This is a genomic window from Klebsiella sp. 10, assembly GCF_018223925.1.
Lineage (GTDB): Bacteria > Pseudomonadota > Gammaproteobacteria > Enterobacterales > Enterobacteriaceae > Klebsiella > Klebsiella pneumoniae.
In genome coordinates, this window is sequence record NZ_JAGRRB010000019.1 from 40,015 (window position 1) to 53,320 (window position 13,306).

Sequence of the window (13,306 nt, forward strand, 5' to 3'; positions counted from 1 at the left end):
CATAAATCTTATTTATATGTATAAAATATCGTAGCTGTCGCATTTATTAGTCTGAAGGCTTGCCATTTTCCCGCTCGCCGCACAGAAACATAGCGTTTTTCTCCCATCATGTTCTACACCCTGCCAAGGGCGATGGGAAGCGGTGTATACGGCCGTGGGAGTCAATAGCGCAAAGACGTGTCGCGGGGGCGTTACCCCGCCGCGAGAGTGGGCTAAACGCGGCGGCTCCCGCGAATTTGAGCCGCCGCGCCAGCCCATGCTTTACTGCATCAGGAATTTTTCAAGGAACTGACGGGTACGCGGCTGCTGGGGCGAAGCGAACAACGCTTTTGCCTCGCCTTGTTCGACAATGCGTCCCTGATCCATAAATATCGCCCGATCGGCTACGTCGCGGGCGAAACTCATTTCATGGGTCACGATCACCATGGTGCGTTTTTCCTGCGCCAGCTGACGGATGGTGTTGAGCACCTCCCCCACCAACTCAGGATCGAGGGCCGAGGTGGGTTCATCAAACAGGATCACGTCCGGACGCATAGCCAGCGCGCGGGCAATAGCCACTCGCTGCTGCTGCCCGCCGGAGAGACGGCGCGGATAGCTATTCTCTTTTCCGCTGAGCCCCACCTTCGCCAGCAGTTCGCGCGCCCGCGCCATGGACTCCTGCTTATCTTCACCTTTTACGATGACCGGCCCTTCAATAATGTTCTCCAGCACCGTACGGTGGGGAAACAGATTAAAGTTCTGGAAGACAAAGCCGACGTGCTGGCGCAGCTGGCGAATGAGCCCTTTCTGCGGCCCGAGGCTGCGACCGGCGTCGATCGTCACATCGCCGACGCGGATAGTGCCGCTCTCCGGTTGCTCCAGCAGGTTGATGCTACGCAGCAGGGTGGTTTTGCCCGAGCCGCTGGGGCCGATGATCGCCACCACTTCCCCTTTCTGTACCTCCAGGTCGATACCATGGAGCACCGTCTGGCCATGGAATTTTTTTACCAGGCTTTTCACTTCTATCGCACTCATTTCGGATCACGCTCCTGGCGGTTCAGCTGGTTTTCAAAATAATTCTGCAGCGAGGAGAGCACTGTCGCCATTACCCAGTAGATCAGGGAGGCCGCCAGATACATGGTGAAGACCTCCAGGGTTCGCGAGGTGATTAGCTGCGCCTGACGGAACAGCTCCGGCACCTGGATCGTTGCCGCCAGCGAGGTATCTTTTACCAGGCTGATAAAACTGTTCGACAGCGGCGGCAAAGCGACCCGCGCCGCCTGGGGTAAAATGGCCCGACGCATCGTCTGCCAGGGCGTCATACCGATACTGGCCGCCGCTTCCCATTGCCCTTTATCAATCGAGGCGATGGCCGCGCGCAGCGTTTCCGCCGCATAGGCCGCAGTATTCAACGACAGGCCGATCATCGCCGCCGGGATCGGGTCAAGCTCAATGCCGAACTGCGGCAAGCCGTAGTAGATCATAAACAGCTGGGCGATAAGCGGCGTGCCGCGGAAAATGGAGATATACATGCGCGCCAGCCATTTTACCGGCCAGACTGGCGACATGCGCATCAGCGCCAGGATAAAGCCCAGCACCAGGCCGAAAAACATCCCGCCAATGCTCAGCTGCAGCGTAAAGACGGCCCCTTTCAGCAGAAAAGGGGCGGAATCAATGACCAGTTGGATACTTTCTTGCATGCTGTCGTTTCTGTATTAGAGGTGAGGATGATAGGCAAACAGCGCCGGCGCTCCGCCGGTGTGGACGAACAGTATCGGCCCTTCATCCTTAAAGCGCTTCTGCGTGATGCCGTCGATAAGCCCGGCCATCGCTTTGCCGGTATAGACCGGGTCGAGCAAAATACCTTCCAGCTGCGCCAGCAGCTTCACGGCGGCCATCCCATCTTCGTTTGGCGTACCGTATCCTGGGGCAAAGTAGTCATCCCACAGTATAATTTCAGCCTTCGCCTGTAGCTCGAGACTGTTGGCCACGGCCTGCTGCAGCGCCTCCACTTTCGGCAACTGGTCAGCGACCGAGCGCGACACGGTCACCCCAATCAGTTCCGCCTGCGGCATCAGCTGTTCAAGGCCGACCGCCAATCCGGCATGGGTGCCGGCGCTGCCGGAGGCGACCACGACTGACGAGATCGCCACCGCGTCTTCGCACTGCTGGCTGATTTCCAGTGCGCTTTCCACATAGCCTAACGCGCCGAGGGCATTGGAGCCGCCGACCGGAATAACATACGGACGATACCCCTGCGCCTCAATGCGGGTCGCCAGCTCATCGAGCTGCGCGGCGGGATCGGTCAGGGCATCACACATCTCAACCTGGGTGTTAAAGAGATCCAGCAGCAGACGGTTGCCATTGCTCAGATAGTTCTCCGCCCGGGTGCCGATGGGATTTTCCAGTAGCGCCACGCAATGCAGTCCCAGTTTCGCAGCGACTGCCGCCGTCTGACGCACATGGTTAGACTGGATCGCGCCGGCGGTGATTAAGGTATCCGCGCCCTCGCGCAGCGCATCGGCGGCGAGAAACTCCAGCTTACGCAGTTTGTTGCCCCCCATCGCCAGCGGCGTCGTATCATCACGTTTAATAAAAATTTCGCGCCCAAGGTGATCGGACAGACGCGGGAGATACTCCAGCGGCGTCGGCGCGCCGATCAATTCCAGGCGCGGAAAGCGGGTTAAGTTTTGCAGTGACATGGCCCCTCCTGACTCAGTTATGCTTCATTATGCACACAGTTACGCGCTAAATAAAAAAAGGCGCTTCCAGGAGCGCCTTTTTTCACCGCTGTCCGTTATTTCGTCACGTCAGCGCCAAACCATTTCTCGGACAGCGCCTTCAGGCTGCCATCTTTCTGCATGTCTGCAATCGCGCCATCTACCGCTTTCAGCAGGTCGTCGTTGCCTTTACGCAGCGCAACGCCAGCTTCCTGACGAGAGAAGGCTTCGCCGGTTACCGCCAGCGTATTGTTGGTTTTCTTCACCAGATCCAACGCCGCCAGACGGTCTACCAGAATGGCGTCAATACGGCCTACACGCAGATCCTGGTATTTGGTGGGATCGTCATCATAGGTACGGACGTCCACGCCCTGGACATTCTGACGCAGCCACTCTTCATAGTTAGTGCCCAGTCCGACGCCCACTTTCTTGCCTTTCAGATCCGCCGCGGTTTTAATCGCGCCTTCGTTACCCTTCTTCACCAGCGCCTGCACGCCGGAGACGGTATATGGGGTGGAGAAATCGTATTTCTTCTTACGTTCGTCAGAGATAGTGACCTGGTTAATCACCACGTCGATACGCTTGGAGTCCAGCGAGGCCAGCATACCGTCCCATTTGGTCGGTTTGAGATCGGCCTTCACGCCAAGATGTTTCGCCAGTTCGTTAGCGAATTCCACTTCAAACCCGGTCAGCTTGCCGTCATCCCCCTGGAAACTAAAGGGAGGGTAGGTGCCTTCGAGGCCCACGCGTAGGGTGCCGCGCTCTTTAATCTGATTGAGCAGGTTTTCCGCCGCAAAAGTTTTCACGCTAACGCCAGCCATCAAAACAACGGCCACCGCGCCCATCATCGCCTGACGACCCAGAAGTGCTAATTTCATAGATACCCCGAAGGTTAGGATTTTCCTGTAGTGTAAGGCGCTTAACGCCCTGACACCAACATCGTTACGCTACATCTTATGCAAATTTATTATATATGATCCGCTTTAGGGTATAGCGAAAATCAGGGCTTTCCTCACCCTTTTTGCTGGATATCTCCCATACTGCAAAGGTCAGCCTGTTGACGTCTGGAGCATGGAAGATGAAAAACCCCACCTTATTGCAATGTTTTCACTGGTACTACCCCACCGGCGGCGAGCTGTGGCCTGAGGTCGAAGCGCTGGCGCCCAGCCTGAATGAAATCGGCATCAATATGGTCTGGTTGCCACCCGCCTACAAAGGCGCCTCGGGCGGTTACTCCGTCGGCTATGATACCTACGATCTCTTTGACCTCGGCGAGTTTGATCAAAAAGGGTCTGTCGCCACCAAATATGGCGACAAAGCGCAGTTGCTGGCGGCGATCAACGCCCTGAAGGAGCACAATATCGCCGTGCTGCTGGATGTGGTGGTCAACCATAAAATGGGCGCTGATGAAAAAGAGGCTCTGCGCGTTCAGCGCGTCGATGAGCAGGATCGTACGCAAATTGACGAGGAGATCATTGAGTGCGAGGCATGGACGCGCTACACCTTCCCGGTGCGCGCCGGACAGTATTCGCAGTTTGTCTGGGACTACAAATGTTTTAGCGGCATTGACCACATCGAGAACCCGACGGAAGACGGTGTGTTTAAAATCGTCAACGATTACACCGGCGAAGGCTGGAATGAACAGGTCGATGATGAGCTCGGCAACTTTGACTATCTGATGGGCGCCAATATCGATTTCCGCAATCATGCAGTGACCGAGGAGATCAAATACTGGGCGCGCTGGGTAATGGAGCAGACCGGCTGCGACGGTTTTCGTCTTGACGCGGTCAAGCATATCCCCGCCTGGTTTTATAAAGCGTGGATCGAGCATGTTCAGGAGGTGGCCCCGCAGCCGCTGTTTATTGTAGCGGAATACTGGTCCCATGAAGTGGAGAAGCTCCAGCAGTATATCGACCTGGTCGAGGGCAAAACGATGCTGTTTGATGCCCCACTGCAGATGAAATTTCATGAAGCGTCGCGCCAGGGCCGCGATTATGACATGAGCCAGATTTTCAGCGGGACGCTGGTGGAAGCCGACCCTTTCCATGCCGTCACTCTGGTCACCAATCATGATACGCAGCCGCTGCAGGCCCTCGAGGCGCCGGTTGAACCCTGGTTCAAGCCCCTCGCCTATGCGCTGATCCTGCTGCGGGAGAATGGCGTGCCCTCGGTCTTTTATGCCGATCTCTTCGGCGCTTCCTATGAGGATACCGGCGGCGACGGAGAGACCTATGCCATTGAGATGCCCGTTATCGAACAACTCCACGAGCTGATCGACGCCCGTCAGCGTTTTGCCCATGGCGTGCAAACCCTTTGGTTCGATCATCCTAACTGCATCGCCTTTAGTCGTAGCGGTACTGACGACGATCCAGGCTGCGTGGTGATCATGTCCAATGGCGATGAGGGCGAAAAGACGCTGACGCTGGGCGAAAACTATGGCAACAAACGCTGGCGGGATTTTCTCGGTAACCGGGAAGAGATTGTCGAAACCGATGGCGAAGGCTGCGCGACTTTTACTTGTAACGGGGGGAGCGTGAGCGTGTGGGTATTAGAGGAGGTGCTGTAGTTCCCTGACGCCGGGCGGGCCAGCTATGGCCCGCCAAAATCTCAGCGCGTGGAGGCCGGCGCGCTGACGGGCCCCGTCGCTCGCGCTTTGGCCCACGCCTTCTCGCACTCCGGAGTGAGACGTTCAACACGGGACAACGTCATCCGATCGTAGGAGATTGTGTTGCCCTCGCGCTCGACAGGATAGATGTCCAGGGAAGCGGTCACGTTGTAAATCTCACTGTCACGATTCATCAGTTTCCCCGGCTGCGCAATCACGCGCTGCCACTGGCGGCAGTCGAAGGTGTCCCCTTCTTTAGTGACAATCAGGCTGGCAATGGCGTCAGGACTCATCATCGCGCTCTGCGGCCCTTTCGTTTGCCAGAAACCTGCAAGGCCAGCCGGCGCCGGCGCTTTAACCACGTCCTCATAACGATCAACCTGTACGCAACCGGCCAGCGCCACCACCATGCCAGCAAAAAATAACTTTTTCATCATTCATCCCACAAGCCGATAAAAAAGTATTGTGGCATTAAAGCGTTAAGCCTTCCACCCCCACCGCAAAGGGATAAGCGAGCAAGCCAGCAACCGCTAACGCGGGTTTCATTTGAAGTAAGGAAATTCTGAAAGTAAAAGAATACTGGGCGCGTAACCATAGCATCTATGGGCACTTTTTGTTTTTAATTCGGTCACACTACCGGTTCTTGACTTTACTTTAAGAGTTTTCCTGGCAAATTATATGCATAGATGCGGAATAGTTTAATGGAGCTAATGGGTTCTTTCTAAACCTACTATTATTATCGCCCGCAAGGACTGCTTCGCACAGCCAGTGCGAAGTGTATATCGTTACGTGTTGATTGAGGATGGGTCATGTCAACGATGATTATGGATTTGTGCAGCTATACCCGGTTGGGATTGACGGGATATCTGACCAGTCGGGGAATTAAAAAACAGGAAATCGTTGAGGTCAACAGTGCTGCGGATCTGCAGAAACACTGTACGTCGTGTTGCCCGGCGGTGGTGTTTCTGAATGAAGACTGTTTCGTGCATGATGATGAAAGTAATGGCATTATTCGCCAGATCATTACGCAAAACCCGGCGACGCTGTTTGTTATCTTTATGTCGCTGGCGAACATCCATTTTGACCGCTATTTGCGGGTACGGAAGAATCTGCTAATCAGTTCAAAATCGATAACCCCAAAAGACCTTGATGTTATTCTGGTTAATTATCTTAAATACAAAAACACCAGTGTAGGGCAGTTAACTTTACCGACATTGTCACTGAGTAAAACAGAATCAAATATGCTGCAAATGTGGATGGCCGGGCATGGTACTTCGCAAATCTCAACGCAAATGAACATCAAAGCGAAGACGGTATCGTCGCATAAAGGCAATATTAAAAAGAAAATACAAACGCATAATAAGCAGGTGATTTATCATATCGTTCGGCTGACCGAAAACATCACCTCCGGTATTCAGGTAAATATGCGCTGAAACAAACTGGCGGCGCTCCCGCCAGTTCAGTTTTACGAGACCTCTTTTTCCACGAAAATCCCATCCGGGTGGCCTATTTCATTAAAAAACCAGATCCCCAGAGGATAGTCTTCCAGTGAAACCAGATACATCGTTCCTTCACTAAACGACTCAATCGCCAGCACTACCCCCGATCGACGTGGGCCACCGTCGGTCTTCACCGTGACACGATCGTTCACCTGCATAATCATCTCCTCTATATTTTCAGCCAGTGTAGAACAAAACCACGCAACTCGCAGCGTCGCGGCACGTGACTGGCGCTTTTTTAGACCGGCTATACTTAGAGAGGCTTGAGCAACGCTCAGCGAGGGGGTAATGATGAAGCACCAATTAACAGGCCAGACCGGGGACGACCTTGACGTCAACGTAGATGCCCTGCTGGCGGCGATAAATGAGATCAGCGAAAGCGAAGTCCATCGCACGCTGGACGACCCGCAGCGCGCCAGCATTGATGGCCGCGGGTCACATACCTGGCGTGAGCTGGCGGAGGCATTCGAACTCGATATTCACGATTTCAGCGCCAGTGAAGCCAACCGTTAGCGGCAGGCGAAAAAAATCCCGACTCGCAGGAGTCGGGATCAAACTTGCTAATGCAAGAAGCACTTGAAAATTCGTTACACCGGGAAATCCGATGCGTTGAAACATTATCCTCAATTATTTTGCATGACAAGAGATATTCATGACGCAAAATATTGAGAATGTTGGCGCCTGGTGACTGACCGGGCTGCAAGGCTGATGTGAGAAGGCTTAGCCGCAAACCGGTTTCATTCGATAGCGCGATCGCCTGCGATCACTTTAAGATAATTCTCATTTTGCCAATCGACATCGAAACGTTTTACTCACGCTGCGCTGCGAAAACAGACCTGGTTACGCCCATTTTGCTTGGCCAGATAGAGTCGCCCATCGGCCACCGACTGCAGCGCTTCAAACTGATACTCCCCCCGCTCTTCGCTGGCGCTCACCCCTAACGAGGCGCTAACCCGCAGCGTCACGTTGTTATGCAAAAAGACTTCCCGTCCCTGGATACGCTGGCGCAATCGCTCCGCCACCGCCGCCGCTTCCTGCAGGGTGGTATTCGGCATCACGATACAAAACTCTTCTCCGCCCACTCTGCCCAGCAGATCGCCCTGCCGAACCGCGCTGGACAGCGTACTGGCCACCATCGACAGCACCCTGTCCCCCGCCTGATGACCATAGCGATCGTTGATGTGCTTAAAATGATCCAGATCGAGCTGGATCACCGCCAGCGGCCGTCCGCTGCGCTGGCAGTCGCTGGCTACCGCCATCGCCTGTTCAAACAGAGCCCCGCGATTGAGCAGGCGAGTCAAGGCATCGTGCCATGCCTGCCACTCCAGAGAGGTTTGCAGAACGCTCATGTTGCGGACCATGCGGCGGATCACTAGCCAGGAGAGTAACAGCATCAAGGTGAAGAGGACCCACATCAGGGTCAGGGCGATGGTGATGGTGCCAAAGTTCCCGCGGACGCCTTCCCGCAGAGTGTGGATCCGCAGCAGCACGCCGTCAAAATTGCGCAGTTTGGCCCAGCTGATATAGCGCGTCAGCAGACGCAGCCCTCCCTGGTTATCATGGACAAACGCGCGGCTCAGCAGCTCCTGCTCGCGCGGCGACAGCAGGGTCAGGACATTCCCCGGCGCGGAAGAAGCCAGCAGGTTCAAATGGCTATCATAAAGTTGGTACTCTCCCTCTTGTCCCCCCTGCATGGCGCTAACCAAAAACGCTTTGATTTCACTGACTGAGAAATCCATCGCCAGCACGCCGCGCCAGTAACCGGCAAAATCCAACGGTATCGAAGCGGTGACCACCTGCTCTTCCAGCTGCGGGTCATCGTCAGGAAAGGTTTGCCAGATAACACCTCGCCCCGGATTATTTCGCTGGGTCTGGCGGGTAAACCACGGAGCGCCGAGGGCTTGGGAATAGTGCGTTATCACCTGCGACTCATCCCGCAGCGGCAGGGTCGAGGTAAAAAAGCCGCTACGAGAGATATACTGCATCCGCTCGGCGAAATCGCGATCGTGCTGCGTCAGATTTAGCAGATAACCCAGCTCGAGCGTCGCCATTAGTTCATCAGCCGCCAGCGGATCGTCCACCAGCAGGATAGGGTTGTGGCCAGCGACGCTGCCTGAGATGCCAAACACCGGCAGCGTACGCCGATTCGGTAGCGCCACCCGCCAGGCCTGCTGATGGCGCTGGCTCAGATAGCGTTGGCTGGCCTTACGCAATACATCGATATCAAGCGGCTGTTCGAGCGCCGCCTGCATCCCATGGCGAAAAAACATCATTCTGTCGATGTTGAACTGCAACAGTCCATCCATTTCATGAGCGACGTTAGCCAGATTGTTACGCTGGTTGGCCACGTAGGCCTCTTCCAGGACATTGATTTCACGCCAGATCAGCAGCGTGGAGAAAAACAGCACTGCGATAAAACAAGCGTTAACCACATGCCCCGGGCGAGCCAGGTGGTAGCACTTTTTTAACTTCAACCGCAGTGGCTTATCCATCTTTCTCTCGCAATACGTTGCGCAAACCTCGCGGCGTCAGCGCCCCGGTCTCTGTCGATACCCGGGGCGTTTTCAGGGTAGAACACGCGGCGCCGTTACGCTGCGTTTCGCCATGCTACTTTCCAGCGCCACGCAGGCTGCTCACCGCCTTAACGCCCGCCAGCACCACCGCGCCGATGATAAAACCCAGCACCAGGTTGGCGACGACCGGCAGCGTGGAGGCCATCACCCCACCCAACCCCGCGCTCCAGTGCTCGATGGCATGATGCAGCGGCGCAATACCGTGAACGACTATCCCCCCGCCGACGAGGAACATGGCCAGCGTCCCGACGATGGACAACACCTTCATCAGGCGGGGAGCGACGGCCAGGAGCCCTTTACCTAGCCACTGCGCCAGCGCACTACGTTTTTCCGCCAGCCAGTAACCCATGTCGTCCAGCTTGACGATCACCCCCACCAGGCCATACACCCCGATAGTGACCAGAATCGCAATCCCCGAAAGAATAAGGATTTGGTTAAGCAGCGGAGCTTCCGCCACGATGCCGAGGGTAATGGCGACAATTTCCGCGGACAAAATAAAATCGGTGCGAATCGCGCCTTTTACTTTGTCACGCTCAAAGGCCAGCGGATCGCGCTCCGCCAGCGCGGCGAGACGCTGCTGCCGCCGTTCAGGATCCTCTTTGTGTTTCCGCGCTTCCAGACTGTGCAGTACCTTCTCCACCCCTTCGAAACAGAGAAACGCGCCGCCCAGCATCAACAATGGCGTAATCGCCCAGGGGATGAAGGCGCTGATCAACAAAGCCAGTGGCACGAGGATCACTTTGTTAACGAACGACCCTTTCGCCACTCCCCAGACCACGGGCAACTCGCGATTCGCCCGCACGCCGGTAACCTGTTGGGCATTGAGAGACAAATCGTCGCCCAGCACCCCCGCCGTTTTTTTCGCCGCTACCTTGCCCATCACGGAAATATCGTCCAGCAGCGTGGCGATATCATCAAGTAATGTTAAAAGACTACTTCCTGCCAAAATGATTTTCCTTCTCTTTTCATCAATGTCTCCCTCGAGTATGCGTTAAAAAACGGCCGGTGCCCAAGGTACAATTAGTCAATATAAATTTAACAACCTGACGCAAATTAACCACTCGCCAGCACGATAGTTTTCACGTTTACTATATGTCCCCTTTCTATCTCTGCACCGTCGTGAGGAAGTATGTCTACCCGTCAGCTTTTACCGCTCATCGGGGCGCTGTTTGCGCTGTATATCATCTGGGGCTCTACCTATTTCGCTATCGCCGTCGGGGTCGCCAGCTGGCCGCCGCTAATGATGGCCGGCATTCGTTTTCTCGCTGCCGGCTTACTGTTGCTGGGGTGGCTACTGGCCACCGGCCATAAGCTACCGGCGCGTCGTCCGCTGCTTAACGCTGCGCTGATCGGCGTGTTGCTGCTTGCGGTTGGCAACGGCTTCGTGACGCTGGCTGAACATCAGCACGTCCCCTCCGGCATCGCGGCGGTGATGGTCGCCACCGTACCGCTGTTCACCTTATGCTTCAGCCGCTTTTTCGGCATCGCCACCCGTAAACTGGAGTGGCTGGGCATTGCCATTGGCCTTGCGGGTATCGTGATGCTCAACAGCGGAGGCAACCTGAACGGCAACCCCTGGGGCGCACTGCTGATCCTGATTGGTTCCCTAAGCTGGGCCTTCGGCTCGGTTTACGGTTCGCGAATCGTACTGCCGACCGGCATGATGGCGGGGGCAATCGAGATGCTCGCCGCCGGGATCGTCCTGCTGGCGGCCTCATGGCTGAGCGGTGAAACCTTAACCCGCGTCCCTTCCTGGTCCGGGATCGCCGCCCTGGCCTATCTGGCCATCTTTGGCTCGCTGATCGCCATTAACGCCTACATGTTTTTAATCCGCAATGTCACCCCTGCGGTCGCCACCAGCTACGCCTATGTTAATCCGGTGGTCGCGGTGCTCCTCGGTACTGGGTTCGGCGGCGAGAGCCTGTCGCTCATTGAGTGGCTGGCGCTGGCGGTGATTATTTTCGCCGTAGTGCTGGTAACGCTGGGGAAATATCTCTTCCCCGTCCGCAGCGAGGCTACTCCTTGTAAGGCGTCGAAGTAGTCGTCAGTTCGCGGATCCCCTGCGTATCGATCTGCGCGTCGTGTCCGGCGCCGCAGATCCACTCTTCCAGACGTTCGGTGAGCGCCGCATCACTCAGCCTAAGGCGCCCGCGCAGGGCGCATTCCCAGATGATTAATACCCGCCAGCCCTCTTCGGCCAGCTTTTGCCGGTCGCGGGCGTCGCGCGCCACGTTACCGGCGATTTTGTCCAGCCAGAATGCCGTGCGGGTGGCCGGCACCTTAAACAGATAGCAGTCATGGTGATGCCAGAAACAGCCGTGAGTAAAGATAACGCAACGGTAGTCGGGTAAAGTGAAATCGGGACGTCCCGGCAGCGCGCGATCCTGGGCAACAAAGGTGAATCCCGCCCCGGTCAGCAGCGCCGCTATCCGCTTTTCGATCGCCGTATCGCGCGTGGCGATCGCCCGCATATTTTTACTGCGCGTCGCTTTATCGTGAACATCCGCCATCATTATCATCCGCTTCACGGCGCGCCACCGCCTGAGCGATGCGCGGCGCCAGGAGTTTCGCCACCGCGGCGAAGACCGGAACCACCACCGAGTTGCCAAACTGACGATAGGCCTGCGTATCCGATACCGGGATGCGAAAACGCGCCCCCTGCGGGGATTCAAAGCCCATCAGCCGGGCGCATTCGCGCGGCGTCAACCGGCGAGGCCGCCGCTGTTGATTCAGCGGATCGTCAAAATGCTTCTCACCGAGCGGCCGGTCCCAGCCGCGATCGACGAGAATTTCGGCACCATCTTTATAGTAGCGGGCAGAAAGCGTCCGGGCCACGCTGTGGGGATTGGCGGGGTCAACCAGGCCATAACCAAAGCCATTGCCCCGCGCCTGATGCTTGCGGGCATAACGATAAAGATATTTCCACAGCACCGGCGTAAGAATAAATTTCGCATCGACCGTCGGCTCCAGCAGCTCGCCAAATGTTGGCCGCACCGCCGGGTACTGCGCCGCGATGTCGCGCAGCGTAAATCCAGCATGCAGCTGCAGATCGCGACGGAAACCCACCAGCACGATGCGCTCCCGGTGCTGAGGCAAGAAATGGCGCCCGTCAATCACCTTCGGGTCATCCGGCCCGGTATGCCCCGCGTCAGCTACTTCATATCCCAGCTCATCCAGCGTCTGCATGATGATACGGAAAGTGCGCCCCTGATCGTGGCTTTTGAGGTTTTTGACATTCTCCAGCACAAAAATCGCTGGCTGACGAGCCGCGATAATTCTCACCACGTCAAAAAACAGCGTTCCCTGGGTTTCGCAGGCAAAGCCATGCGCACGGCCCATCGCATTTTTCTTAGAGACGCCGGCAAGCGAGAAAGGCTGGCAGGGGAAGCCAGCCAGCAGCACATCATGCTGAGGGATAGATTCGCGAATATGCCGCGCCGCCTCCTCGTCGCTAACGTCAGAGCGTTGGCTGAGGGTAATATCGCGGATATCTTCATTAAAACGGTGCTGCTGCGGATCACAGTACCAGTTGGCCTTATAGGTGCGTACCGCGTGCTTGTTCCACTCGCTGGTGAAAACGCACTGCCCGCCGATGGCTTCAAAACCACTGCGGATCCCGCCAATACCGGCAAACAGATCGATAAAACGGAACCCATAGTGCGGATGATGGGCCGGCGGCGAAGGCAGGAGCGTCGCCAGATGAGCAACTTCCTGCGGGCGCAAACGCTCCGCCACGCGGCCAAGCGCCACCACGCGCTTGAGGATCGCCGCGCTCCAGTGCTGTTCGCCGACGCTCACCAGTTCGGCAACCAGCGTTTTTACATCGTAGATCGTCATCAGCTGACGCAGCAGCGCCTCAGCGTCTTCCCCGGCCTGTTCAGCCAACGACAACGACCTGTGTTCCTTGCTTAACTTTTGCGGCATATCCTC

General features: G+C 56.3%; 14 protein-coding genes. 4 read left to right on the forward strand and 10 right to left on the reverse strand.

Annotated elements, in window-relative coordinates; translation table 11 throughout:
- Positions 1-261 precede the first annotated feature (261 nt).
- From tcyN to tcyJ, 4 genes are all read right to left on the reverse strand, one after another.
- A complete protein-coding gene (tcyN, locus tag KHQ26_RS21750) occupies positions 262-1,014 on the reverse strand; it encodes an L-cystine ABC transporter ATP-binding protein TcyN (RefSeq protein ID WP_004151455.1) in 753 nt (250 codons plus the stop codon).
- Positions 1,011-1,679, reverse strand: coding sequence for a cystine ABC transporter permease (tcyL, locus tag KHQ26_RS21755; RefSeq protein ID WP_002911547.1), 669 nt, complete (start codon positions 1,677-1,679; stop codon positions 1,011-1,013). Before tcyL ends, tcyN begins: the two co-directional genes overlap by 4 nt.
- 15 nt (positions 1,680-1,694) lie before the next feature.
- On the reverse strand, positions 1,695-2,681 hold the full coding sequence (gene dcyD / locus KHQ26_RS21760) for a D-cysteine desulfhydrase (protein WP_004141132.1): 987 nt from the start codon (positions 2,679-2,681) through the stop codon (positions 1,695-1,697).
- 95 nt (positions 2,682-2,776) lie between these two features.
- Positions 2,777-3,577 carry a cystine ABC transporter substrate-binding protein gene (gene tcyJ / locus KHQ26_RS21765; protein ID WP_016831817.1) on the reverse strand — a complete coding sequence of 267 codons (801 nt, stop codon included), beginning with the start codon at positions 3,575-3,577 and terminating at the stop codon, positions 2,777-2,779.
- Between the two features lie 200 nt (positions 3,578-3,777).
- Between tcyJ and amyA the strand changes: the two genes are divergently transcribed.
- On the forward strand, positions 3,778-5,265 hold the full coding sequence (amyA, locus tag KHQ26_RS21770; RefSeq protein WP_004189225.1) for an alpha-amylase: 1,488 nt from the start codon (positions 3,778-3,780) through the stop codon (positions 5,263-5,265).
- Between the two features lie 41 nt (positions 5,266-5,306).
- Here the strand turns inward: amyA and yedD are convergent, their stop codons facing one another.
- On the reverse strand, positions 5,307-5,741 hold the full coding sequence (gene yedD, locus KHQ26_RS21775; protein ID WP_004189223.1) for a lipoprotein YedD: 435 nt from the start codon (positions 5,739-5,741) through the stop codon (positions 5,307-5,309).
- A 372-nt stretch (positions 5,742-6,113) separates the two neighbouring features.
- On the opposite strand from yedD, the gene rcsA reads away from it, so the two are divergent.
- Positions 6,114-6,737 (forward strand): transcriptional regulator RcsA, encoded by a 624-nt coding sequence (rcsA, locus tag KHQ26_RS21780; protein ID WP_002911561.1) that lies wholly within the window; start codon positions 6,114-6,116, stop codon positions 6,735-6,737.
- A 32-nt stretch (positions 6,738-6,769) separates the two neighbouring features.
- Here rcsA and dsrB read toward each other — a convergent pair whose 3' ends face one another.
- A complete protein-coding gene (gene dsrB, locus KHQ26_RS21785; protein ID WP_002911586.1) occupies positions 6,770-6,961 on the reverse strand; it encodes a protein DsrB in 192 nt (63 codons plus the stop codon).
- 133 nt (positions 6,962-7,094) lie between these two features.
- On the opposite strand from dsrB, the gene KHQ26_RS21790 reads away from it, so the two are divergent.
- Positions 7,095-7,316, forward strand: a complete 222-nt coding sequence (locus KHQ26_RS21790; RefSeq protein WP_002911589.1) for a YodD family protein — start codon at positions 7,095-7,097, stop codon at positions 7,314-7,316.
- 299 nt (positions 7,317-7,615) lie between these two features.
- On the opposite strand, the gene dgcQ is transcribed toward KHQ26_RS21790, so the two are convergent.
- Positions 7,616-9,295 carry a cellulose biosynthesis regulator diguanylate cyclase DgcQ gene (gene dgcQ, locus KHQ26_RS21795; RefSeq protein WP_020804443.1) on the reverse strand — a complete coding sequence of 560 codons (1,680 nt, stop codon included), beginning with the start codon at positions 9,293-9,295 and terminating at the stop codon, positions 7,616-7,618.
- A gap of 115 nt (positions 9,296-9,410) precedes the next feature.
- Positions 9,411-10,322 carry a DUF808 domain-containing protein gene (locus KHQ26_RS21800; protein ID WP_002911591.1) on the reverse strand — a complete coding sequence of 304 codons (912 nt, stop codon included), beginning with the start codon at positions 10,320-10,322 and terminating at the stop codon, positions 9,411-9,413.
- A gap of 183 nt (positions 10,323-10,505) precedes the next feature.
- Between KHQ26_RS21800 and yedA the strand changes: the two genes are divergently transcribed.
- Entirely contained in the window at positions 10,506-11,417 is a 912-nt protein-coding gene (gene yedA / locus KHQ26_RS21805; RefSeq protein ID WP_020804452.1) for a drug/metabolite exporter YedA, read from the forward strand.
- Here yedA and KHQ26_RS21810 read toward each other — a convergent pair.
- The gene (locus KHQ26_RS21810) at positions 11,392-11,886 is read right to left on the reverse strand and encodes a very short patch repair endonuclease (protein ID WP_004200342.1); all 495 of its coding nucleotides are present in this window, start codon (positions 11,884-11,886) and stop codon (positions 11,392-11,394) included. The two genes, yedA and KHQ26_RS21810, sit on opposite strands and share 26 nt — an antisense overlap.
- Complete coding sequence (locus KHQ26_RS21815; protein ID WP_004175390.1) at positions 11,867-13,267, reverse strand: DNA cytosine methyltransferase; 1,401 nt, start codon at positions 13,265-13,267, stop codon at positions 11,867-11,869. The genes KHQ26_RS21810 and KHQ26_RS21815 overlap by 20 nt, the downstream gene beginning before the upstream one ends.
- Positions 13,268-13,306 lie beyond the last annotated feature (39 nt).

Coding starts and splice junctions, on each gene's coding strand:
- tcyL (WP_002911547.1), bottom strand. CDS start 1,679: ATGCAAGAAAGTATCCAACTGGTCATTGATTCCGCCCCTTTTCTGCTG.
- KHQ26_RS21810 (WP_004200342.1), bottom strand. CDS start 11,886: ATGGCGGATGTTCACGATAAAGCGACGCGCAGTAAAAATATGCGGGCG.
- dsrB (WP_002911586.1), bottom strand. CDS start 6,961: ATGCAGGTGAACGATCGTGTCACGGTGAAGACCGACGGTGGCCCACGT.
- dcyD (WP_004141132.1), bottom strand. CDS start 2,681: ATGTCACTGCAAAACTTAACCCGCTTTCCGCGCCTGGAATTGATCGGC.
- yedA (WP_020804452.1), top strand. CDS start 10,506: ATGTCTACCCGTCAGCTTTTACCGCTCATCGGGGCGCTGTTTGCGCTG.
- dgcQ (WP_020804443.1), bottom strand. CDS start 9,295: ATGGATAAGCCACTGCGGTTGAAGTTAAAAAAGTGCTACCACCTGGCT.
- yedD (WP_004189223.1), bottom strand. CDS start 5,741: ATGATGAAAAAGTTATTTTTTGCTGGCATGGTGGTGGCGCTGGCCGGT.
- KHQ26_RS21790 (WP_002911589.1), top strand. CDS start 7,095: ATGAAGCACCAATTAACAGGCCAGACCGGGGACGACCTTGACGTCAAC.
- amyA (WP_004189225.1), top strand. CDS start 3,778: ATGAAAAACCCCACCTTATTGCAATGTTTTCACTGGTACTACCCCACC.
- rcsA (WP_002911561.1), top strand. CDS start 6,114: ATGTCAACGATGATTATGGATTTGTGCAGCTATACCCGGTTGGGATTG.
- tcyJ (WP_016831817.1), bottom strand. CDS start 3,577: ATGAAATTAGCACTTCTGGGTCGTCAGGCGATGATGGGCGCGGTGGCC.
- tcyN (WP_004151455.1), bottom strand. CDS start 1,014: ATGAGTGCGATAGAAGTGAAAAGCCTGGTAAAAAAATTCCATGGCCAG.